Annotated in this window: 19 protein-coding genes; 1 reads left to right on the top strand and 18 read right to left on the bottom strand. The window is 37.8% G+C overall.

What is annotated here, in order from left to right:
• Positions 1–15: 15 nt before the first annotated feature.
• The 9 genes from J6O61_RS15280 to J6O61_RS15240 all read right to left on the bottom strand — a co-directional run bounded on the left by J6O61_RS15280 (position 16) and on the right by J6O61_RS15240 (position 11,384).
• Positions 16–609: a hypothetical protein gene (locus J6O61_RS15280; RefSeq protein ID WP_292214957.1), complete on the bottom strand. Its 594-nt coding sequence runs from the start codon at positions 607–609 to the stop codon at positions 16–18.
• Between the two features lie 77 nt (positions 610–686).
• Positions 687–1,334, bottom strand: coding sequence for a DNA repair protein RecO (gene recO / locus J6O61_RS15275; protein WP_292214955.1), 648 nt, complete (start codon positions 1,332–1,334; stop codon positions 687–689).
• 8 nt (positions 1,335–1,342) lie between these two features.
• On the bottom strand, positions 1,343–2,359 hold the full coding sequence (gene era, locus J6O61_RS15270; RefSeq protein ID WP_292214971.1) for a GTPase Era: 1,017 nt from the start codon (positions 2,357–2,359) through the stop codon (positions 1,343–1,345).
• Positions 2,352–3,374: a DUF4349 domain-containing protein gene (locus tag J6O61_RS15265; protein ID WP_292214954.1), complete on the bottom strand. Its 1,023-nt coding sequence runs from the start codon at positions 3,372–3,374 to the stop codon at positions 2,352–2,354. Before J6O61_RS15265 ends, era begins: the two co-directional genes overlap by 8 nt.
• A 14-nt stretch (positions 3,375–3,388) precedes the next feature.
• A complete protein-coding gene (locus J6O61_RS15260) occupies positions 3,389–6,319 on the bottom strand; it encodes an insulinase family protein (RefSeq protein ID WP_292214952.1) in 2,931 nt (976 codons plus the stop codon).
• Between the two features lie 21 nt (positions 6,320–6,340).
• A complete protein-coding gene (locus tag J6O61_RS15255; protein WP_292214950.1) occupies positions 6,341–8,002 on the bottom strand; it encodes a hypothetical protein in 1,662 nt (553 codons plus the stop codon).
• A 37-nt stretch (positions 8,003–8,039) separates the two neighbouring features.
• A complete protein-coding gene (locus tag J6O61_RS15250) occupies positions 8,040–8,777 on the bottom strand; it encodes a YebC/PmpR family DNA-binding transcriptional regulator (protein ID WP_292214948.1) in 738 nt (245 codons plus the stop codon).
• Positions 8,778–8,803: 26 nt separating this feature from the next.
• Positions 8,804–9,877, bottom strand: a complete 1,074-nt coding sequence (locus tag J6O61_RS15245) for a transporter associated domain-containing protein (RefSeq protein WP_292214946.1) — start codon at positions 9,875–9,877, stop codon at positions 8,804–8,806.
• 58 nt (positions 9,878–9,935) lie between these two features.
• Complete coding sequence (locus J6O61_RS15240) at positions 9,936–11,384, bottom strand: hypothetical protein (RefSeq protein WP_292214944.1); 1,449 nt, start codon at positions 11,382–11,384, stop codon at positions 9,936–9,938.
• Positions 11,385–11,523: 139 nt separating this feature from the next.
• On the opposite strand from J6O61_RS15240, the gene J6O61_RS15235 reads away from it, so the two are divergent.
• A complete protein-coding gene (locus J6O61_RS15235; protein ID WP_292214942.1) occupies positions 11,524–12,681 on the top strand; it encodes a hypothetical protein in 1,158 nt (385 codons plus the stop codon).
• A gap of 91 nt (positions 12,682–12,772) precedes the next feature.
• Here the strand turns inward: J6O61_RS15235 and J6O61_RS15230 are convergent, their stop codons facing one another.
• From J6O61_RS15230 to J6O61_RS15190, 9 genes are all read right to left on the bottom strand, one after another.
• Complete coding sequence (locus J6O61_RS15230) at positions 12,773–13,867, bottom strand: alpha/beta hydrolase (protein WP_292214940.1); 1,095 nt, start codon at positions 13,865–13,867, stop codon at positions 12,773–12,775.
• A 3-nt stretch (positions 13,868–13,870) separates the two neighbouring features.
• Positions 13,871–14,071, bottom strand: coding sequence for a hypothetical protein (locus J6O61_RS15225; protein WP_292214938.1), 201 nt, complete (start codon positions 14,069–14,071; stop codon positions 13,871–13,873).
• 95 nt (positions 14,072–14,166) lie between these two features.
• A complete protein-coding gene (locus J6O61_RS15220; RefSeq protein ID WP_292214937.1) occupies positions 14,167–17,124 on the bottom strand; it encodes a glycoside hydrolase family 3 C-terminal domain-containing protein in 2,958 nt (985 codons plus the stop codon).
• 13 nt (positions 17,125–17,137) lie between these two features.
• A complete protein-coding gene (locus tag J6O61_RS15215) occupies positions 17,138–17,737 on the bottom strand; it encodes a hypothetical protein (protein WP_292214935.1) in 600 nt (199 codons plus the stop codon).
• Positions 17,738–17,879: 142 nt separating this feature from the next.
• The gene (locus J6O61_RS15210) at positions 17,880–18,752 is read right to left on the bottom strand and encodes an alpha/beta hydrolase family protein (protein WP_292214933.1); all 873 of its coding nucleotides are present in this window, start codon (positions 18,750–18,752) and stop codon (positions 17,880–17,882) included.
• Between the two features lie 107 nt (positions 18,753–18,859).
• A complete protein-coding gene (locus J6O61_RS15205; RefSeq protein WP_292214931.1) occupies positions 18,860–20,146 on the bottom strand; it encodes a GHKL domain-containing protein in 1,287 nt (428 codons plus the stop codon).
• A complete protein-coding gene (locus tag J6O61_RS15200; protein WP_292214929.1) occupies positions 20,146–20,859 on the bottom strand; it encodes a LytR/AlgR family response regulator transcription factor in 714 nt (237 codons plus the stop codon). Before J6O61_RS15200 ends, J6O61_RS15205 begins: the two co-directional genes overlap by 1 nt.
• A gap of 14 nt (positions 20,860–20,873) precedes the next feature.
• On the bottom strand, positions 20,874–22,031 hold the full coding sequence (gene alr / locus J6O61_RS15195; protein ID WP_292214969.1) for an alanine racemase: 1,158 nt from the start codon (positions 22,029–22,031) through the stop codon (positions 20,874–20,876).
• A gap of 4 nt (positions 22,032–22,035) precedes the next feature.
• The gene (locus J6O61_RS15190) at positions 22,036–23,592 is read right to left on the bottom strand and encodes an NAD(P)H-hydrate dehydratase (protein WP_292214927.1); all 1,557 of its coding nucleotides are present in this window, start codon (positions 23,590–23,592) and stop codon (positions 22,036–22,038) included.
• Between the last annotated feature and the right edge of the window lie 275 nt (positions 23,593–23,867).

Here is a 23,867-nt window from a genome sequence, read left to right as displayed (position 1 = left end):
ATTAATTAAAAATATTTATTTTGAAAGAATGAGCTGTATTTCGTCATTTGTGGAAGAAGACAAAACAGCTTCCTTTTTTCCTTTAAGTGATACTCCGTTAGTAGTGTAAACTATATTATAAGGCGTAATAAAAACCGACTTATCTTTGGTTATGATAATATGATTGTTCTTATTATTTTCTACCGCTTCCAAGCTGACCTTAAGACCATTTTCATCAATAAGTTCAGAGGATATCTCATATCCCCTGTCCATTGCATCCTGAACAGTTCCGTAATAAAGAGTTGTATTATTAAAATCCTCATAGTCATCTGTAGTTTCAAAATTCAGGACCATTTTTACCATAGTTCCGTCAGAAATCTTATCAACTGAACCCAAAGTTATTTTTTCACTAAGTCTTTCAGAATTGAATAAAGCTATCTCATCTTCTGCCATCCTTGTTAGTTCAGAAATATCATAATACTCTTCGCCAAAGTCCTCGTAAATAGTATTGATTATCTTACCCTTTTTATCCAACGAAACTGTAGTAGTTTTTGTCTCATCCGCTCCACAGCCAAGTAAACAGGCTGCCATAATAAGGGCTATAAGAATTCCTGTATTTTTTTTCATCATAAACCCACTCATAGTTATCCTCAAAACAAACAAAGTAATTATATCCAAATAGTTTTTCTTTTTCAATAAGCATATTCTTACAATATATTAAGCATTTCGAGACTCTTTAATGGTCTGTCAATGCTCATATCAATGTATCTGTTTGATATTTGCTCAAGTTCTGATAAAACTTCTTTTGTCACATTAAATGTATAAAGCTTTTCAAGCGGACTTCTTACTATATAATCCATTGCATATTTGGTAGAGTCCAAAAGAGCTTCTTCTCCGGGGATTCCGGGATATTCGCCCTGACTTTTTAAAGCCCTGAGCTGAAATACGCTCCTTACAAGTCTGTTTGGAATTGAATTATTTAAAAGAGCTTTCAATGAAACATACAACAAATTTAACAGTTCTTTATCCTCATTGTTCTCACGGGTATAAAAATTAACTATCTCCAGAAAAAAAGAGCCATAGCAGGCACTTTCGAAATTCTGTCTGAATCCCTCAAAATAATTATCTATACTGGTTTCAATAATTGTATAGGAATTCCTTCCCTCGTAAAGCTTAAAAGTACCAAAGCTAAAGGGTTCAACATTGCCCGAAAGCTTATTTCCGGGCTTTCGGGCATTTCTTGCAAAAGCAGTGATCTTGCCTCTTTCGGCAGTAAAAATTGTTGCCACAAGGTCATAATCCCCTACGGGTGAATGCTTTATTATTATTCCGCGTACATTGACCAGTTCTTCCATAAAAATCCTTACTTTTTAAAGCTATTCACATCATATCCAAAACTCTTCATCTGAGTCTTGTCATCTCTCCAGTCTTTTCTGACTTTAACCCATATCTGAAGATTAACCTGACACTGCAAGAGATCCTCAATATCTTTTCTGGCCGCAGTGCCGATCTTTTTGAGCATTGCTCCGCCCTTGCCGATAACAATTCCCTTATGTGAATCTTTTTCGCAAATAATAGTTGCATCTATATCCATAATCCCGCCTGATGAATCAACGGCTGCATTTTTAAGCATTGCGTCAAGATCTAAAGCTGATTGTTTCGGAGGATGATAATGCCTTTTTTTCTTGGGCTTTTCCTCTTCGATCTTTTTCTCACGGGCTTTCATACTCTCAATAGTAACTGCTATACCGTGAGGAACTTCATCCTTTAATAGCCTGAGTGCTTTTTCCCTTATTATCTCAGCTACAATATCGCGCTCCGGCTGATCGGTTATGGTATCCTCATCATAAAAAGGAGGTCCTGCAGGCAGAAACTCTTTTATTGCATTCATTACTCCATCGATGTTCTGACCTTTGAGAGCTGATACGTGAACTATCTTTGAAAATTCCATTTCGTTCTTGTAGGCGTTTTCAAAAATTTCAAGCTTATCCGCCTGTACTGTGTCAACTTTATTTATAACCAGAATTACCGGCTTTTTTAAAGTCTTAAGTTCCTCTATGATTGACTTTTCAACCGCTCCGATATAAGTACTTGGTTCTACAAGCCAAAGCACCATATCCACTTCCTCAATGGCGCTTTTTGCAACCTTGGACATATACTCGCCGAGAGCATTTTTAGTTTCATTGATTCCCGGAGTATCCAAAAAAATCATTTGGCTCTCTTCATCTGTATAAACAGTCATTATCCTGTTTCTTGTAGTCTGCGGCTTATTGGATGTTATTGCTATCTTCTGTCCGATAAGATGGTTCATAAGAGTGGACTTACCTACGTTCGGACGACCGATTAAGGTTATAAAACCTGTTTTAAAACTATTACTTATTTCCATTATTATTTCCTTGTGTATTTACCTGCCCTGCCGTAGGCTGAACCTGTGGCTGTACCTGTCCTTGAGCCTGCATATATGCTCTCATTTTCATTTCGCGCTTCTTTTTTCTGGAAGACGCATATGCTCTGCAACCAAATACAGATGCCAGACATATAAGCAAAAGAATTATTATCTGAGGGATATGTATCACTATCCATATAAAGAGTTCAACCAATGCACTTATCACTTCTTTAAAGTTATAAACAAATCCTTCTGCTATTCTCTCGATTACGCTTTTTTTCTCGGCCGGTGTATACTGCTCAACTTCTGAAACATCCATATAAACCGTACTGTAATCAACTTTGTTATCATAGGTCCTTAGCTGTGATTCAATACTTTCAAGCTCATACCTTACATCAGAAAGTCTTTCCTCAACCTTTATAATGTCTTCAACTGTCTCAGCCTTTTCAAGTATCTCTAAAAGTCTTTGCTCCTCTGTCTTTAATGCTTTCTTCTTGCTTTCTATATCAACATACTGAAGTGTGACATCATCAACACTAACTGACTTGTTAGTAATGTTGGTTCCCTCTTCAACAGATTCTATAAAAAGATCAAGCTTATCAGCAGGAATTCTGATGGTGTAGCTGGCACTTCTGCTTTCTTTGTATGAGGAATAAGTGCTTCCGTTATAGATGCTGCTGTTCTCAATGTAACCACCAAGCTCCTTGGTCTTGTTCTCAACCTGTGCCATTGTCTTATCAAGATCTTCTGTTTCAGTACTTAAGTTTACGGTTGTAATGAGCTTTCTGTCTGACTTTTCCGGAACCTGAGCAGATTCACCCGGAGCCTCAACAGCCTCTGCATCCATGGTCTCATAAGCATTGTAGCCCTTAGCGTCATACGCAGACTCGGCTACTGATTCCTCTGCATAATTAGAGCCTGTATATCCGCTGCTTCCGCATGCGCAAAGACCTATTGTTGCTCCAATTGTAACCCCTAACAATAAAGCTTTAATGCTACCCTTTTTCATAACAAATCCCCCTTTTAGGCCTTTACAAGCTGCTCAACAACGTCAAACATTTCCCTGCTCTCATCAATCTTGTCTGTGGTTCCTATAACGCATACGCATTTATCTTCCATAAAAGCATCCACATACTTTGCCAGATCTCTGATCGTATTCTTTGTTGTTCCCAAAAGCTCATCACGGTTTTTCTGGATATTTTCCATTTTCGCCTTGCAAAGATATGCTGTAAGCCCATAAGTTCCTTTTCCTGAAGGCGTCTTTGGCGTATCAAGATCAGAAATCGCGCCGATAATATACTGCAGGATAACTCTGTCATCAGCCTCAAAATTTCTAAGGTATTCAGAAGCTTTCTCAAATACATCAATACTGTTCTTAAGATTGGGATCCCTGTATGTTACAAAAGCACTGTCACCATTTTTTGCATAGCTGCTCATGCATCCATAAGCTCCGCCTAAAACTCTTATGTTCTTCCAAAGATAATCATATCCCATCATTACCTTCAAAACTCTGAGAGCACCGCTATACTTTAGTCCCTTACTTGCAAAATTCCCCGCTCTGCATACATATTGAACCTGACCGGCAGTAACAAAAGCTTCATTCTTTTTCACAGTTTTTATCTGAAGCTGACCTTTATCACAGTTCTCTGTAAAAAGTGATTTAGAAAATCTAACGCTTTCTTCCGGAACATTTTCATATTCTTTTTCAGTTCCTGTTATATCCACGAGAAGATTCTCCGGTCTAAAGATCATTTGGCAAAGGCGCTTTAAGTGATCAGCAATTTCCCTGGCTCCCTCATCAGTCTCCACCTTTTGGGTTAATGCTTCAAGATTTCTAAAAAATCCAATTCCGCTTACCTGATCTGACACAGATGCAGCAGGTGAAATGTAGCTCATTGCACGAAGTGCTGCACTTTGATGCCCGGCAGAAGCAAGGTCTGACTTAAGTCTTGCATATTGCTCTCCAAATATTTCTCTAAGTCTCTTGGCATTGTCAAATTTTGTACATGTAATGATTTCTTTTACCAAATCAAAAGCATATGAAAGGTTATCGTGAAGTACCTTTACACTGATTTCAAATTCTGTTTCAAATCTCGTTACATCATCAGAATTAGTATAAGTACTGATGGCCCCACTGATTCCACCGGTTCTTATGTTGATCTCATTATACAGATCACCATATGTGAAATGCTCAGTATCCATCATGCCGAGAACCTTTTTAAGAACTGCAGCATAAGGAAGATCTTTTGCATCAATATTCTTAAGATCAAACACAAAAGTCAGATAATCAATTCCATTAGTGAATATGTCATGGAAAAGAATTTTTACTCCGTCTTTTTGTCTCTCTTCATATACAAACTTTTCTGCCTCTTTCTTAAGATCAGAAAGCTTAAGAAGAGGGATTTTCTTAAGATCCTCAGGATCATCCGGAGATTCCTGATATTCCTTTAATTCTCTTGTATCCTTTACAATTTTCTTGATTTCATCCGGAGATAAAGAAGCTTTATAATCCGCAAGTTTTTTGGCAAGCTCCTCTTCCTTTTTCTCTGTAAGTCCTTTTTCCGGCTCAAGCAAAAGGACCGTGCTGTGATTATTGTCTAAAAGATATTTCTCAATAAGTTTCTCAAAATAATCACCCTCAGCTTCCTTCTTTAATTCAGCAAAGGTATCATTGGCTTCCACATGAATCCAAGGCATCTTGTCATCATAAAGCCAGCTGTCAAAAATCTGAAGTCCATATAAAAGTCCCTTTGGGAATCTTCCGAAATCAGCTTCTCTGTATTTAAACTCATCATAGCTAAGCCCTGCTAAAAGAGCTTTTTTATCAATACCGTTTTTTATCTGTTCCCTTAAAACTTCGTGAATGGTATTAACAAATTCATCTTTTTGAGCAGCATCGACATTCTTGGCTATAATTGAGAAAATAGGCTGCTTTATGCCATTGTCATACTCACTGTACACATCCTGTCCGATTCCCTTATCAATAAGAGCTTTCTTAATAGGGGCTCCGGGAGCTGAACAAAGCGCATAGTCCAAAATGTCAAAAGCAATATATGTCTTTCTGTCAAGGGTTGAGCCGACACTACAGTTATATGAAAGGTAAGTATTTTTTGTTTCACTGTCTGAATCTAATATTGAATACGGTTTATGTATTTCCTTTGGTGCATCAAACGGCTTCTGCAAACCTATTTCTGAATCCACCTCAAGATAGTCGAATTTGGACAGATATTCCCTATCAATGAAATCGAGCTTTTCAGCCATATCCATATTTCCATAAAGATAAATATAACTGTTGGAAGGATGATAATACTTTCTGTGAAAATCAAGATAATTCTCATATGTAAGTTCGTAGATATGGTCCGGATCTCCCCCTGACTCAATGCCATATGTAGTATCCGGATACAATGAATTCTGAATTTCTCTTGAAAGTACGTCATCTGCAGATGAAAAAGCACCCTTCATCTCATTATAAACAACACCGTTTATAGTAAGGTCAGAGTCTTCATCATCCATCTCGTAATGCCAGCCTTCCTGTTTAAATATCTTGTCCGTCTTATAAATGTTCGGATAAAAAACCGCATCAAGATATACGTGCATCAAATTTTGAAAATCCGCATCATTGCAGCTTGCAATAGGATACACAGTCTTATCGGGATAAGTCATAGCATTTAAAAAAGTATTAAGAGAACCCTTAACAAGTTCTACAAAAGGATCTTTTATGGGAAACTCTTTGGAGCCGCAAAGAACTGTATGCTCAATAATATGCGCTACACCGGTTGAATCCTTTGGAGGCGTTCTGAATCCAATGGAAAAAACCTTATTTTCTTCATTATTAGACAAAAGAGCTACTCTTGCCTTTGTCTTTTTATGGCTGAGAAGGAAGCTATCTGAATTAAGATCCTCAATTCTTCTCTTCTCAATAATCTCATATGCATCTAAATCTTCTATTCTCATAACTGTCCCTTCAAATTTATTTTAAAAATCGAAGTCATCGCCGGGAGTAAGAGGAATATCAAAATCATCCTTCAGGGCATTTTCAATCGCCTTGCGATCCAAAGAAATTGTTCCTTCAAACTTTGGCATCTTCATGCGTGGCGTCTGATCTCTTTCCTTAAGGTCAGCCTCCGTCTCCATAGGCAAAACCATTCCTTCGGGAACAAAGCGTTGCTTTTCTGTTTCATCCCCGCTTTCCACGATTTTTTCTTTCGATTCTTTAATCATTTCTTTATTTTCTTTGTTTTCTTTATTCTTTTTTACCAGTTCTTTTGCAATATCTTCAATGTCTTCTTTTGAAGATGATTCCTGTACTTTCTCCCCCTTCTCATCAGCATCAGACTCTGATATCTCTTCATTTACAGTTTCAGGACTCTGTTCATCAAAAGAGATCAAAAGCCCGTCATCTTCAGGGGAAATTGTAATAAGACATACAACGCATGCCAATACAAATCCGTAGAATATAGTGACCATAATCTGCGAATTCATCTGAGTCGCTCCCATAAAAGGAACAGTGACATAAATAATAAGCATCGACAAGAGCCAGGGTGAAACCCTGTCAATTTTCCTGTTTTTCCAAAATCCTATTATGATTCCGGACATTACAATAACCGTGATAAGATAAATAATCTTATAGTCTGTGTAGATCATAAACAGACTAAAGGTATTGAGATTCTTAAAATAATACGTTGCCCAGTTAACCAGCGTTTGCACTATATTAGCCGGTCCCTGTTCCTGAGCTATCATTCCAAAAAAGCCAAAAACACACCCAAATAAAACAAATCCTAATTTAAACAGTCCTTTTTTCAGGCTCTGTCCGATAATAAAAATAATTGACAAAACAAGCGGCGCAACGGTAAAAAAAGTACCGGCATCTGTATATCCCATAAAACCAATTACAGCGCCAACAAAAAAATACCAGACTATCCATGCATTAGAGGAATATTTTTCACGATATGTTCCGTTAAGAAGTAATGCAATTATAAACAGTTCTATAGAAAACATAGCATAGAACAGACTCTGGGTTCCAAGACTTGGCACTCTGAACATGTCTATAAATATGGGCATAAATGAAACATACGATGCAAAAACAATAGATGGCAACCTTCCAAGCAATATATTTACTGAAAGAGCTGCGAATAATATAAATAAACAATATGAGAATATCTCAAAGTAAAGCGCAACATTTATATCATTGCCGGTAAGATAAAGAATTCCTCTTAAAATTCCGGTATATATGATAGATAAAAGGTCGTTTTCAAAAGTAACCTCTGTTCCACCGATAACCGCATTCTGATAAAGAGAAAGCTTTCCGGTTACCTCAAGGACTTTGGATGAACTAACTTTCATTCTTACGATGAAAGCACTGATTACTATTATTCCTAAAAGCAGCCCATAAACAGTGTTACAAAAAATCTTTTTGGAAGCTATACCATTTATGGCGCCATCATATAATTTGCCAAAAAAAATCATCAGCACCGACATTAATAAAATGCCCAGAACTGTCAATACAGCTGTATAAATAATTCTTTTATCAGACGGAAAAAGTCCTAAAAAGAAGCTGGAACCTGCTACCATCACCACATCAAAAATAATAAATAAAGCCCAGATGCAATATGCCGGCCACATACGTTTCAGTTTCATTTTAGGACTCCCCCCGCCTGTCAATTATTCAAAAAAATTATTCGTCTGCTTCTTCCCAGTTGTGATAAACAGCCTGAACATCATCATCCTCATCAAGAAGATCAAGGATTCTCTGAAGATATTTGACTGTATCAGGATCTGTTACAGAAACATAATTCTGAGGAATCATAGTGACCTCAGCTGATACAGATTCAACATTTTCTTTTCCAAGTGCTTCTACTACCGGCTGAAAATTATCCGGAGAAGTGAGAATTTCAAAACTGTCCTCTTCCTCATTAAAATCATCCGCACCTGCATCTAAAACAAGCATCATCAGATCATCAGAAGACATCTTGCACTCTTCTTTATCAATAATGATCTGTCCTTTTTTATCGAACATATAAGATACGCAACCCGGTGTTCCAACATTACCGTTTCCCTTTGTAAACGCGCTCTTAACATTGGAAGCTGTTCTGTTCTGATTGTCTGTAAGTGCTTCTACGATGATGGCTGTTCCCCCCGGGCCATATCCTTCGTATGTAATATTCTTGTAATCAACTGCGCCATCAGCTCCGGAAGCTTTCTTGATGCCACGATCAATTGTATCGTTTGGCATGTTGTTAGCTTTAGCTTTAGCTATAACCTGTGCAAGCTTGAAGTTGTTTGCCGGATCCGGTCCGCCTTCCTTTACTGCAACGGCAATTTCTCTACCGATAATTGTAAAAATCTTACCCTTTGCTGCATCATTCTTTTCTTTTTTGTGTTTGATGTTAGCAAATTTTGAATGTCCTGACATAAAAACTTCCTTTCATAATAATTAAACTATTTTGCTATTTCTAATTCTTTTTCCGTTTCTGTGCTTTCTTCATCAGGAAGCTTGGTCATAAGAACACTTGCTATCATGTGATTCTGAACAGAAAGGATCTTGAAATTATAGCCTTCTACTGAGGTGTCAAAGTCCTCATCAGCCTCCGGAATCCTATCCAACTTGGAAATCAGATATCCGTTTAATGTTTCAAACTCAGATTTGTCAAAAGAAATCTCAAATTTTTTCTCAAGGACTTCCAGAGGCGTCATTCCATCAACGATAAACTCACCCTTGGTTTTGGTAGGCTTAATATAGTTCTCATCCTCATCATATTCATCAAGAATATTACCAACTATTTCCTCAAGAATATCTTCCATTGAAACAAGTCCGGCCGTCTGACCATATTCATCAATTATGATGACCATCTGAGTTTTTGATGATTGCATACTATGAAAAAGTGAATCAATATTTTTTGTTTCGGGAACAAATTTAGGCTGACGAAGAAGTCCCTTGATTTTTCTTATGGGTAGTTCTTCATCTGTCTCCTCCGAAAGCTTTTTCATTGCATCTCTTATATGCATAATACCAATAATGTGGTCTATGTCATCCAAATACACAGGGAATCGGCTATTGTTAGTCTCCATCATGAAGTTCACAGCCTCTTTAAGACTCATATTGGCATCAATTGCCACCATGGCATTTCTGTTTGTCATAATATCCTGAGCCTCTTTATCAGAAAACTCAAAAATATTGGAAATCATGTCAGCCTCAGACTCTTGGATTACTCCCTGCTCCTGTCCCTCTGTAACCATTGACTTTATCTCTTCTTCGGTCACATCAGAAAGACTTTCATCTCCACGCTCCCCAAACAGATACAATATAGCCTTATAAAATATGTTTATAAAAAAGGCCTCTATTACGGTAATTTCATCATTAAAGAACTTAAATACCCGAATATCTTTCCCGTCTTTTTCTATTTTCTCACCCTTAAAATGCCAAATAGCACGGAAAATAGAATGAAACAATATATCCAATAATAAAATAATAAAAACTACAATAAAAATGACAGAAGGCAAGCCTTCGTCCATAATCACCCCTCCTACTTAGGCAAAACACACATAATACCAAAATAAACTATATCACATTTTAGTTTTCTCTATCAAGCTTGTCAATTTCTGCCTTGATAGTATTGTCATAGATTCCATCCTTTTCTTTCTCAGACGACGGAAGTTCCTCATATGGGACCAGTAGATTGTGCTTTCTGATAGCATTATTTCTGGTCTTGTCATAAGACCAGTGATTTATCAGGTGGAATCTGCTCCATCTTATATGTTCGATTCTCCATGCATCTTCACTGTCATCATCCATAATCCCATCATTTTTAAGCTTCTTCTCAATCCAGTAATGATCTGCTCTCGCTATGCTGGAACTCTTTTTAAATCCATCAAGCTTTTTCCATTCTTCTTCCATCTCTTTTTCAAAATCAGAAGGAGCTGCTTTTCCGCTATATCTTAGAGAATAATCATAATTAAAGAGTTTGCCCTGTCTGTATAATTTCTCGCTCTTAACATTATCCTCAGTAAGAATATTCTCCATATCACCAAATACCATGATCTTATCTGATTCATAAATATCCGTGTAACTTATCTTTTCATCTGAATAACAATGGAGCTCAGCAAGAGGATTAACATAAAGGACCTTTTGGATAAAATCAATCTGGTCTTCTTTTTCAGTGTAGATAAGCCTGTCCATATCAGCAAGAATATCCATTTCCATATCCCATGGATTCTCATGAACAATGATTTTATCGTTATTCTCAGTGGAAAGATTCTTCAAAAAGTCTGCTTTTGAGCCTTCCATCCCCCAGAGATGATACTCAAAGGATTGCTTTAAGCTATAAAGATTATTCAGATAGCCATATTTAAAAATAGCAAAAGCTACATCACCTGAGCCAACTATAGCTATTTTATAGTTTTCATCCCTATGTTCGTATAGATTATTCTTTTTCCAATAGTCTCTGGCCATAAGATCATTAACATTAAAGAAATGCATCGCAGTATCAACAAGATTTCCCGCCTTGATAAGTGATGAATCAAGGCTGTTCATCATCATGTAAACATTCTTATGAGATAAAGCCTTGGCATTCTGGCTGACAAATCTTATACTTTCTGCATCATCTGAGAGCATAAGAATATGATTCTTTACTCTCTCAGGCTTTGAAAGTCCATCAACAACATAACCATGCTTCAAAGTACTTCCAAGCGCCCTTCCAAGTTCATTGTCTGTGTAAACTACTGTTGCATCCTTTGAAAACCTTGAAAAGAAATGCTCAATCTTGTAAAAAGCATATTTCACAAAGCTCAAAATAATTCCAGCTGTAACTACAACGGCAGCTATTTTAGCAAACAAAATGATTGGAGTTTCATAGTCAGAAACAGGATTTACAAAATAGATTGCTATAGCAGCGTAGATTACTTGAAATGCATTCATCTCCCCGGATCCTGCATAACCAATACATGCAAGAATAAAAGGAACAAGCCCTGCCAAATATTTTATCCATGGATATTTTTCCAAAAGTCTCTTAAATATTTTCATACACTCACCTTTTCCAGCAAAACGCTAACCTTAACCTTATCATTTAATAGATAGTTCTTCAAGCCTCTCGACACCTTTTAATTTTTCATATAAAATTTTCTTTATGTGTGGGGATTTATGGTAAGGAGTTTTTGTAAGTATGGTTTCTGTTTTATCGTTGGCAATAAGCGCCATCTCAAGTATTGTTGTTTCAGTATTAAAAGCTTTTTTTTCAATGCTTTCCTGGTTTATAAAAGCTTATGTCAGATTTCTTAAGCTGTTTTTCTGTATTCTTCCTGTTACATCAATTTCATTTTTTCTATTACTATGTATAAACGTGTTTCTGCTCTTTGGAGGAAACTTCGGGCTATTATCTATCGGTAACGAGCTACGCCCTCAAATTAACGTTCCCCATTCCCTTGATATTCCTGGTACGGACGTGAATGTTCCGGAAGAATTTGTAAAAGAAGCCAACAACAGTTTGACAAAAAACAATTATGTAGTTACCACTTTCTATAATGAAATAAAAAAATGGTGGTTAGAATCAGTTTATTCTTACAAAGGTTCGCCACTTTATATTTTTCTTTTGATACTTACGATAATTATGATAATTCCGGTAGCTACTATACTACTTTCTTTATCTGTATTCATGTCCTTTGGTAAAATCATATTCTTTTGCATTATGGCTGACGTTGCAATATATGTAATAAGAGCCATTCTTGGCAAAGGATTTGTGGCTCAAAGTCTCGACCGCTACTACCGCCTTTTCCCTGATGCCGGCAAAAGACATTATGAAAAAGACTATGAGAAATGGCTCAAGAACAGATCCTATGCCGATTCCGAGGATGAACAAGAGTATCGCCGCAGAAAAAGAGCCTCATTCTATGAAGATGAAGATGATGATTATGAAGATGAGGACTACGAATACGAGGATTATGATGAAGAAGATTATGATGACGAAGACTACGACGATGAAGATTATGATGAGGACTACGATGAAGAATACGATGATGAATATGATAAAGATGAAGCATATGAGGATGACGATGTAGACTACGATGATGAGCCTGAGGATGACTACGATGATGCCCGTTACAGAAGATCTGATCGCGAAAACGATAATCGAAGTTCAAAGACAACTAATGAAGGCAGCTCAGGAGTATTCGATTTCTTTGCCGGTTGTACTACAAAAGAAAGTGTTGATAAAAAATACAAGTCTCTCGTAAAACTCTACCATCCTGATAACATGGACGGTGACACTGCTGCTCTTCAAGAAATAAATGTCCAGTACGATAAAGCTAAACGGAAATTTTCATAAACAGACAGTTAAGATGAAATAATGCGCCTTGTTTTCTGTTTTGAATAAACATGAAAGAAAGCAAGGCGCATGCCACTCGCAAAAATATAGTTTAATTTTTAAATAACACCTGCAAGCTATTGTAGTAATAGTAAGGTGCATAAAGATCTCCATGTTCAAAATTAGAAAGAACATAGTACAAATTGTTAGTCTTGGGATCATCACCATATGAGAAAATTGGCTGCTTTTCAAAATATGCCATCTGTGTTCTAAGTGAACCGGCATCTGTAGGTCCGCCACTTCCAACATATATAAAGAAATCCATTTCCGGATTAGCATCTACTGCTTCCTTCAAATACAGATAAGCTTCCTCATCTGTTGGATTCTCAGAAATCATCTTCCCGGCTACGCAACTTGCACTCATAGGAGCCCACCACTTAAAATACGGTAAAGCTGAATGGAACATATACCATGTACAGCAGCTTCCTCTTGAATAACCTGAAAATTCTCTATGGTTCCTGGATGCAACAAGCCCATCCTCATCAAAGCTTTCTGTATAGGTATTATATTTTGACTCCACTGTAGGAATTATATCTTCGACAACCTCTTTCCAGAAATTTGCAGGAACTCCTGTATAATTGCCATCTCCGGCCGGAGCATCAGGTTCTGTTTTTCTTACTTCATCTGCTTTTTCAGGATCCAGATAATATGTTGTAAATACTAATATCAAAGGATCAACTTTTTCTGATGCAAAAAGATTATCTAATCGATTCTTATATTCTTCCTGCAAAAAATAATCATTAGAAAGCTTATTTCCATGCTGGAAGTAGAGTACATTATAAGGTTCTGTCCTGTTTTCATCATAACCATATGGCAGATAAACATTCACATATTTATTATATGTTTTGCCATCCTCATATACATCTGTTGAATACTCTACTTTCTCGATTATTCCCTTTTTATCACACTCAGAATCCATCAGATCATACCTGATAAACTTAGTATCAGTACTAAGAATACTGCCTGCAGGTGAGGTAACCAGAGTTTCAATATCATTTATTTTTTCTTCCGGAAATTTGTGTTTTATATAATATGTTGTAACATCTATATCCCGCTTTATTTCCTGTTTAGCAGGCTCCTTGCCACATCCAATTACAGAAATAACAGTCATTGCTAAACATAAAGCTATAGTAATACCTTTTCTCATCTTTTATCTCTCCCCAATAAAATCAATCATAGTTGTAATTACAAATTCTTTGCCTTCATCATTAAGCTCCGAATAGCTGTGTCCGGAGTTTGGTAATGAATAAAATGCTGCGTTCTTTTCTTTTGCAAGTCTTGAGTAGATATCATAAAAATTTGTGGCATTTCCGCATGCAAAACTGTTAACTGAAATAAACGCCAAGATCAAAAATATGATCACCTTATTTACTTTTTCATCTCTTCACCCCAATACTTAAACTAAAAGTCCCAAAAAGCTTAGTTTTTGAGACTTTTAATATATAATTATTTGTTCTTTTTAATTCCGCGCATAAGCATGAATATGCTAAATGCTGCAATGATTCCAAATACAACATCGAGAACAATTATAAGTATCTGCCACCATGTGGTAACTTCTACTACCTGCATGTTTGCAGAAACACCGTTCATTGCATTTGAATTGGCTGTCGTATAAAGGATGTGCTTAGTAGCTTCCTTCATTGCTGCAACAACTGTAGGATCATCCTTGTATTCGACAAGCTTCTGTGTCCACTTTGCGCCATCGTTGCAATCCCAGCCATCTCCGCCTGCCATAAGACCATTTAAAACATCCATGTAATTATTATTGTTTGAGAAGTCAGTCAGCACAAATCCGGGCATTCCCCACTCTCCGCGAAGAATTCCTGTAATGAGACCATAATCTCCACCAGCCCAAACGCAACCAAGTCTGTTAAAGCCTGTCATAACACAATAAGCAGATGCTTCAACTACAGGGTACTCAAAGGCCTGAAGGTAAAGCTCTCTGGCTGCCTGCTCATTTGTCCAAACACAGATACCATCTCTGGCTGTTTCCTGGTCATTAAGTGCAAAATGCTTCATGTAAACATATACACCTTTACTCTGAATACCAGATACCTCAGCAGCACATATCTTACCTGAAATAAATGGATCCTCAGAATAATATTCAAAGTTTCTGCCACTGTATGGTGTTCTGTGAATATTTACACCAGGACCATAAATTCCTGAATATGCCTTGCCATTTGCCAGCAAACAGTCGTTACCCATGCTGCGACCAACAGCTGTTGCTACTTCAGAATCAAATGATGCAGCCATAAGATCTTCAGAGGTATAACTTGTAGAAGACCCGCCTCCTGTAAGTGTAGCCGTAATACCCTGTGGACCATTCTCATCCTTTGTAGCAGGCTTTGATACTGAAGCTACAGGAGCCGTAGAATGATATGTCTGACCAATAAGTTTAGCCATTTCATTAAATGAAACCTGATCCACCAGATCATCCCAGGTATATGTATTGCCATTAAGCTCTATACTTCCGTCAAGAGGAACACCTACAAACTGGGCAAGATTAAGATTTCCTTCCTTACCAACAACAGGCATTTCACCATCAGTATTCTTTATATAAACTTCGTTCATCTGGTTAACCATGTCATCAGATGCAGACATCTTGTAAGCTGCCTCATAGCTACCATTTGTAATGTTAGCAACAGGCATTGTTCCTTCCCAGTCAGATCGTGTCAGATAAACGATACCATCACCATTATCGCCTTCCCTTCTATTGAGGTCTGCATGGTCTAACTGGTTCTGAATCTCGTTTCCTGTTATAGCTGTAGCAAAAACAGTGTTGTCCTGAACAGGAACATTATACTGGCAAACCATATCTCTATTACCGTCAGAAGTCATGCCATTTTCTACTGTATAGTCTTTTGCTGCCAGAATATTGTTTAACGCTTCATGTGAACCATTTGCTGATGTAAAATAGTAATCGCCGGCATCCAAAATATATGTTCCTGCAGTGTTTGCATCATATGCTCTAAGCTCAGTCTTAGGAACTGTTATTTCTGCAACAGCACTTCCACCTGCAGGTACATCTACCTTAGTAAATCCAACAAGCTCAACAGAAGCCTTCTCTACACCATTTAACCTATCATAATCGGTGTATGGTGACTGCATATAGATCTGTACAGCTTCTCTTCCGTCAACATTTGAGCTATTGCTTACATTAACAGTAAATTTCAAATTATCGCCATCTTCTTCCATTGCGATGCTATCATAGGAGATATCGCTATAGCTGAGACCGTAACCAAAAGGATATGCAACTGTAGATGCATAATCATATTCACCAACATTTTCAGTTCCCATTACTACATCTTCATAACGGGTCTCATAGTAACGGTAACCCACATAGATGCCTTCCTGATATGCAACGTAATATTCATTATTACCTTCAGAAAAAGACAGACCTTTTGACTTGGAATTTGTATAAGATGTTGCATGGGCATTCTGAAGCGCAGGGGAAGTGAGGTTATCATAGCAATAGGTATCTACCAGTTTACCTGATGGATTAACTGTACCATTCAAAAGTTCACCAACTGCACTGATTCCCTGACCTACTTCTCCAATCCACATACAGGCATCAATTCCATAATCAACTCCGCATATATCAGGATTGAGAAAATCAAGCTCAATCGCATTTGCAGCGTTCAAAAGAACTACAATCTTCTTTAAAGATCCGTTTGCCTTAAGCTCTGAAAGTTTAGCTAAAAGATCTTTTTCATCCTTGGAAAGCTGCAGGATATTACCATCAGCATCTCCTGCTCCATACCATGGAAGATCGGCTCCTTCGCCGCACACTCTTGAAAAAACAACTACGGCTGCATCACCATAGCTTTTAATTGAATCCCATTCATTACTTGAATATTTGCTGACAGGTACTTCATTAACCTTGAACTCGCTGTTTTCAAAAATATAGTTATTCAAACTTCCTGAAGCAAGAATTCTGCCATACTCCTTACCAGCGCCTTCTGTATAAAAAGACCACATGGTTGGATTAACTTTAAATCCATCTTTTTCAAGTGCATCCTTAAGGCTGTCAACACCATCAGTGTTCATTCCGCCTGAACCGGTACCACCGTAAACAAATTTTGATGAATTGATACTAGCCAGTGTGATCTTGTCACCTGATTTAAGAGGAAGGGCATTATCTTTATTCATAAGTAGAACTGCGCCATTTGCAACAACGCTTTCTACCACCTTCTGTCCTTCGTCAACCTGCTGATCACTTGTGTAATCAGGCTCAAAATATGTAATTCCTTCGTCACCTATGACTTTAGACCCTTCTACTCCCAGGACCATATTTATGATCTGGGAGTAGTTGTTGGCAATGGGGCCACCAATCATAGTGATAAGGAAGAAAACCGTAAAAACAATACTAAGGACGAGCCATAGCACATTCTTTTTCTTCTTCAAAATAAATCCTCCATCAAGCCTCTGTTATGAGCTTAACCTCTGGCATTGTGATAATTCTGTATCCAAGACTTACATCTTCAGGGTCAAGAGCAGGATCCTCAACTGTGATAGTAAGTGTCTCAGCATACTTTGAAAGGAATGCCTTTCCATCCATAGCACCATTCTCAGGATCAGCGATTTCCTTCATGTCGTCTGTCCAGTTTGCTGTATCAAGAACACAGTGACCAGCAATATTGCTTCTACCGTATCCTTTTTCATGCTGCTCGAAATAAATTCTGTCAGCAGGCTGAAGTGTATAGTCTACATGAGTTGCCCAACCATCTGCTGAAGCTGCTGATGTGCACTTACCTGTATAAACAACTGTTCTAAGTCCCTTAACTCCAGGATCTGTTGTTCCAAAAATGTGCTCCTGATATGTGAGCTCATATGTGTTGTCGCTGTTAACCTTAAGAGTTACTACATCACTGCTGTACCAGCCGATAGCATCGATGTAAAAAGAGTTGCCGCAAGTAAATGCCTTGCTAAGAGAAGCTGAGCTTCCACACGCTGTAAGACTTGCACAAGTAATTACAAGTGCCATTACTACTGCCAAAAGCTTTGAAATTTGTTTCATTTTAATAACCTCCAAAAATTATATGTTTTTTACTTTTCACAATTTAACATCTACAAATTTTCATTTACATATGTACATCAAAAATGGTATTTCTCACATCATAATTTGCTGTACAAAACGATCATTGACCTTTTTCTATTTATCAATCCAAATGAGCATCCAAAAACTCAAGAGTATACTCTGTTGCTTTTTTTGCAGTTTTTGCCTGGAAACCATGCTCGGCGTACTCAATCACTTTAAGTTCAGCATGATCGTATACTTCAACTGCCTTTTCTGAATAACTAAGATCAACTACCTGATCCTTGTCTCCATGACAAATAAGAACGTCTCCGTGATATTTTGATATTTCCTCATAAGCATCAAGGTTAAAAGCATCTTCCGTATACTTCCTGCCGATTGTCATACCCATGATTTCTTCCTCATCAGGTACTTCATCTAAAGAGCTGTAGAGAGCTCTGCGTCCATCAGGAATAGAAAGAGCCGGGAAATACAGTACAAGTGCCTTTACATCATCTGCTCTCTTAGCTGCTGTTAATGCCGCAACGAATCCCCCCTGGCTCTGTCCCATCAAAAAGAAATTTGAAGAATCAACATAGTCAAGCTCTAAAAGCTGATCCATAACATCTGATAAATTCTGAACTTCCGTAAGTACACTCATATCAAGACTTGAACCTTCAGATCTTGATCCAATACTTCCACCGCAAAAATCAAATGCGTAGCAAAGGTAACCCTTTTTAGCCCATGACTTTCCATAACCGTCAAGCATATCAGCATTTGTGTTGTAACCATGACACAAAACCACTGTGGGATGCTTTTCCTTACCATCCTCAGGTTTGTACATCATGCCATAAATCTTCTTTCCATCGCTTGTAAGGTCAAATTCCTCAGTAGTGACTGAAATGCTTTCACTGGAAGCAGCTACCGCATCATTTGCCGGCGCAGCACTCTTTCCACATCCTGCCAAAACCAATGTCCCCAGCAATATAGCCATAGCTACCATCCCCAACTTTTTCATATAAAATACCTCCAAAATTTTTTTCTTAAAAATAACAAAAAATGCGGTCCGTCTAAAGACGAACCGCACAATCAGTACATTCTACATCATAATTTTCAATTCAAAAACTAAAGCATAATAATATCCAGCTTAAAGACTTTTCCTTCTGCTTTCACAGCTATAGTTCCATCATACTTTTTAACTATTCGCTCCATACTCCTCATTCCAAACCCATGATATCTTGGATCTCTCAGGCTCTTAGGAATACCATTTTCCATAACAACATTTCCATCGAAAGAATTCTCGATATGGATCGTAATAGTACCACCGCCGCTTGAAACAGTGAGCATAATAAATCTTTCATCTTCCGGAAGTTTCTTGGTAGCATGAATAGCGTTGTTGAAGGCATTGCCAAAAAGGCTGTAAATATCAACATCATCCATAAATGAAAGCTCCGCTCCATTTACAAGAGTAGTAAGCTCAATATTTTCCCTGCTACATAATTCTTTCTTTTCTGCTATTACCACATCAAGAATATGATTTCCGGTACTTACAAATTCCTCATACTCCTCAATTTTCTTTTTCAAAGCCCGCAACTGATCTTTAGGAAGTTCAAGCTCGTAGCCATCGAGAATCCCCTTAAGATCATGGTACTTTTCATTTACCAGTTCAATGCTCTCTTTGCTTCGTTTCATCTGGTCATACTGTTGATGCATAAGCTCTTTCATGGTATCAACACCATTCCTGAGCTCAACTCTTTCCATAACACCAAATTGAAGAAGCAGGATAAAGAAATCGCAAAGGATCTGATAAATAGCCTCTGCACCAACTGCAAGGTTATTTCTGTCATAATTATCCTGGGAAAGCCTTGCCATTCCAATGCAAAAAATCAGAGCTCCCGCAGAAAAAACAGCTTTTTCTTTATTATGAAAAATACTCTCTCTTTTTCTGGTATAAGGCCTGAACATAATAAATAAAACTATATATACCAGACCATAAACTATAACATCGATAAGTATCACTCCACTTAAAACTGTACTCATTTCACTAATTCCGGGAATAAGCTTAAATACAGTCTTAACTGTCCCTGAAATGTCCTGCGCAATATAACCGGACGAGGCCACAAAAAGAGCTGTGTAAAAATTTTCTTCAAAAGAAATGTAACAAACAATTATGGTGAAAAGAAACACCACCAAAGATGCTACAACTCGCATAAAACCGCATCTAAGCGAACTGATATCAAATAAGCCCGTATGTACAAAAAGCCCGATCAGAAAAAAGCCTATCAACGTTCCGACAATAAATCTGACAGCAAAATTCTTTCTCTTTGCCAGATAACTGCCAAAAGGCAACACTCCAATAACTGACTGAAAAAGAAGGATACTTATCCTGTGTTCCATGTACCATGTCGGCATCACAATGTCCCTCCTTTATATTGGGCAAAAGCGGCAAGAAACTCTTTTCTCTTGCCCCTGGATATAGGTATTGCCTCACCGGCAACTATAACATCGTCCTTTCTTATTACCTCGACATATTTGAGATTCACAAGGAAACTCGCATTACATCTTGCAAATTTAGCCTCTTTAAGGAGAAGCTCATATTTGCCAAGTGTTCCCCATTGACGGACAGTCTCATGCCCCATATGAAAAAGAATGTCATGTCCCGAGCTTTCGACATAAGTAATGTTGTCAGCACTAACGCGTCTTCCTGACTCTTTGTTTTTAAGCTCAATCAGAACTCCGGGATTTTTATAGGATAAAGTTTTTAACGCTCTTGAAAGTTTTGCCGAAAAAGAAGCATATTGAAGTGGTTTCAAGATATAATCAAAAGCATTGACAGAATACCCTTCTACAGCGTATTGAGTAAGGTTTGTAACAAAAATGATCATTACATTTTCATCACGAAGCCTTATCTTTTTGGCCACATCCATTCCAAGCATATCCGGAACTTTAATATCCAGAAAAAGAATATCTGCATCCTGCTTATAGGATGTCAAAAGATTGATTCCTCTATCATATGTCTCAACGCTATATTCAAATGATGGATTTTCTTCTCTGTATCTGGTTAAGACTCCAAGCAGTTTTTCTAGTTGCTTTGGCTCATCCTCCAGAATAATTAACTTGTACAAATTTACATTTTCCTTTATATAAAAACTCTTGGAACTCTTTTATTTATATTACATGTTAGTTCGTAGTTGAATCTTCCGCTTAAATCACCAAGAAATTCTGCTGTGATTTCTTCTCCGGACTTTTTATCTTTGCCTATAAGAATGACCTCGTCTCCCTCTTTGACATCAGGAATGTTCGTTACATCTACCATAAACTGGTCCATGCAGACTCTTCCGATAATATTGGCTCTTTTACCGTCAATAAGAACATAGCCCTTGTTAGAAAGGCTTCTTGGATAGCCATCGCCATATCCAACAGGAACTGTTGCAATTTTCGTTTCCCTATCAGTCACAAATGTTCCGCCATAGCTTACAGGGGTTCCTGCCGGTACAGTCTTTATCATAACTATATGACTGATAAGTTCGAGGGTTGGCTTTAGATCTACTATATTCTTAGGAACTTCATCCGAAGGCCACATGCCATACATTGTAACACCGGCTCTTACCATATCCATTGAACTTTCGGGAACAGATATGATGCTGGCACTGTTAGCGCAATGTTTGAGACTGATTTTAATATTACACTCTGCCTCTGCTCTGTCTACAAAATTCTTAAACACAAGCTCTCTCTCTTTTACATTAGAAAGATCCTTTTCATCAGCTCTGGCAAAGTGCGTGAACACTCCCTCTATCTCAATATTTTTAAGAGCAGATACTTCTTTAATAAATTCAATTCCTTTATCATCAGGAGTTATTCCAATCCTTGACATTCCGGTATCAACAGCTATATGAATTTCTGGAACTTTACTGATATCTCCTCTTTCCAAAAGTTTCTCTGCACATGCATCAAGTTCTTTTGCCATATCCACTCTGAAAACTGCCGGTCTTATGCCCTCAATCAAAAGTCTTTCATAGGCATAGGGAAAAGTATATCCCAAAATAAGAATAGGCTTTTTAATGGCATTATCTCTTAGTTCAAAAGCCTCTTCCGCTGTCGCAACCGCATATCCCCAAATATAATCTTTATTTTCCAGTTCCTCTGCAATCCTTACAGCTCCGTGACCATAGGCATCTGTTTTAATCACAGCCATTATTTTAGTACCTGAAGGAATATTTTTTCTCATGCTATCTAAGTTGTATTCAATTGCCTTTAAATCAATTCTGGCATATACTCTGGAAAATTCTTCTAACATCATTTCACCTCAATATATCTTCAAGCTCAGCCGCAATATCCGATGCGACCATAGCATATTTACCATGTTTGGCTGCGGCATTATCCCCGCAGGCTCCATGTATATATGTACCAAGACATGCAGCTTCAAAGCTGCTGTTTTCCAGGCACACGAGAGCTCCGATAATTCCGGACAGCACATCACCCGATCCGGCTGTAGCCATCCCATCATTACCGCTCACATTAATATATATCTTTTTCTCATTACTGTCACTCACAACAGTTCTTGCATCTTTACATACTACTGTGCAGCGAAGCTCTTTGGCAAGTTCTTTTGGATACGTAAGAATGTTTGCTTTACAGTCCGTAACACTTTTTCCATATAGACGTGCAAACTCGGCAAGATGCGGTGTCAGAATGAGCTTTCTGCCTGCCACTGCATATTCTGCCAAAAGTTTTCTGTATTCACGGTTCATGGACACAAGATTTAAGGCATCAGCATCCATTACAAGATGCTTCTTGCAACTTTCAAGTACTATACCCAAAAGTTCATCACCCTTCATATCTATTCCGATTCCGGGGCCTATAACAACTGCATCTGCCCATTCCATATCCTTAATGAGTTTATCTGCAACAGGCTCAAAATCCTCATATACATCAATAAGTGCTTCCGGCAAAAGAGATTTGACTATTTCGGCATTTTCTGTTGCAGTCAGAACCTTCACCATACCCGCACCACTTCTAAGACATGCACTTGCCGCCAAAACACATGCTCCGCTTACATTTTTAGAGCCTGCAATAATAAGCACTTTCCCATTTGTGCCTTTATTGGAATCCTTTTTTCTTTCAGGCAAAAGCCTTTTTATTTCCTCATCAAAATAAAAAGCGGCAGGCTCTTTTCCAAGAAAACTCTCATCTGTTATACCTACATCCTCAACATAAAGGCATCCAACATATTCGCAGCCGGGATAAAGAATTTCTCCTAATTTAACCTGATTAAATGTAACTGTTATATCGGCCTTTACCGCACTCCCCATAATCTGACCGTTATCAGCGTTGATACCGGAAGGTATATCTACTGCAGCAATTAAAAGGTCGCTTTTCTTTTCCTCTTTGCATGAATTAATATACTCAATAGCTTTCTGAAAAGATCCGGTTATGTTCCTTGAAAGTCCGATACCAAATAATGCATCTACAATAATATCCCATTCCATGGAGTAAAGGTTGCTTGTCACATTGGAAAAAGTGGCAGGTGCAATGCCGTATTTTTCACATATCTTCAGCTGCTTTAACAAAAGGTCACTGGTTTTGGTGGGGTCTCCCACAACCACAAGTGTTACAATATATCCTTTCTGCTTAAGTAGCCTTGCAATGACAGCTCCATCTCCACCATTATTACCAACACCTGCAAAAACAAGCGCTCTGTATCTGCGCTCGCATTTTCTTTGACTCTTCCATTCTTCTATTCTCTCAACTACCTTTAAAGAAGCTCTTTCCATCAAAACTTCGCCGGAAATTCCAAACACTTCAGATGTGTTTCTGTCATAAATCTTCATTTCCTGACTGGTAACTGCATATTTCATATCCTGCCTCCTCAATACACAAAAGAATTTTACCGGAAAATCCTCATGCCAAGTACGGTTTCATTTTTGCAACAAAAAATTCGCGTAAGTGTTCACCCACACGGATTTTTTTATAATATAGGAATTTCTATATGAATCGAGTAGGAGGGAGATTTGAATAATCCCCCGACCTCTCACACCACCGTGCGTACGGTTCCGTACACGGCGGTTCAATCAGCTTAACAAGTAACACACCTTTCGGTGTAGTAATCTAACATTGAGACTAATCCAAATGA

The sequence above is a fragment of the Butyrivibrio sp. genome (genome assembly GCF_017635265.1).
In the GTDB taxonomy this organism is placed as follows: domain Bacteria; phylum Bacillota; class Clostridia; order Lachnospirales; family Lachnospiraceae; genus Butyrivibrio.
Note: the sequence above shows the minus strand (reverse complement) of the source record. Positions and strands in the feature narration are given on the sequence as shown.

Bases quoted from the DNA above. Each gene is read 5' to 3' on its own strand.
- J6O61_RS15280 (WP_292214957.1), bottom strand. From the start codon at position 609: ATGATGAAAAAAAATACAGGAATTCTTATAGCCCTTATTATGGCAGCC.
- recO (WP_292214955.1), bottom strand. From the start codon at position 1,334: ATGGAAGAACTGGTCAATGTACGCGGAATAATAATAAAGCATTCACCC.
- J6O61_RS15265 (WP_292214954.1), bottom strand. From the start codon at position 3,374: ATGAAAAAGGGTAGCATTAAAGCTTTATTGTTAGGGGTTACAATTGGA.
- J6O61_RS15260 (WP_292214952.1), bottom strand. From the start codon at position 6,319: ATGAGAATAGAAGATTTAGATGCATATGAGATTATTGAGAAGAGAAGA.
- J6O61_RS15255 (WP_292214950.1), bottom strand. From the start codon at position 8,002: ATGAAACTGAAACGTATGTGGCCGGCATATTGCATCTGGGCTTTATTT.
- J6O61_RS15250 (WP_292214948.1), bottom strand. From the start codon at position 8,777: ATGTCAGGACATTCAAAATTTGCTAACATCAAACACAAAAAAGAAAAG.
- J6O61_RS15245 (WP_292214946.1), bottom strand. From the start codon at position 9,877: ATGGACGAAGGCTTGCCTTCTGTCATTTTTATTGTAGTTTTTATTATT.
- J6O61_RS15240 (WP_292214944.1), bottom strand. From the start codon at position 11,384: ATGAAAATATTTAAGAGACTTTTGGAAAAATATCCATGGATAAAATAT.
- J6O61_RS15235 (WP_292214942.1), top strand. From the start codon at position 11,524: ATGGTTTCTGTTTTATCGTTGGCAATAAGCGCCATCTCAAGTATTGTT.
- J6O61_RS15230 (WP_292214940.1), bottom strand. From the start codon at position 13,867: ATGAGAAAAGGTATTACTATAGCTTTATGTTTAGCAATGACTGTTATT.
- J6O61_RS15215 (WP_292214935.1), bottom strand. From the start codon at position 17,737: ATGAAACAAATTTCAAAGCTTTTGGCAGTAGTAATGGCACTTGTAATT.
- J6O61_RS15210 (WP_292214933.1), bottom strand. From the start codon at position 18,752: ATGAAAAAGTTGGGGATGGTAGCTATGGCTATATTGCTGGGGACATTG.
- J6O61_RS15205 (WP_292214931.1), bottom strand. From the start codon at position 20,146: ATGCCGACATGGTACATGGAACACAGGATAAGTATCCTTCTTTTTCAG.
- alr (WP_292214969.1), bottom strand. From the start codon at position 22,031: ATGTTAGAAGAATTTTCCAGAGTATATGCCAGAATTGATTTAAAGGCA.
- J6O61_RS15190 (WP_292214927.1), bottom strand. From the start codon at position 23,592: ATGAAATATGCAGTTACCAGTCAGGAAATGAAGATTTATGACAGAAAC.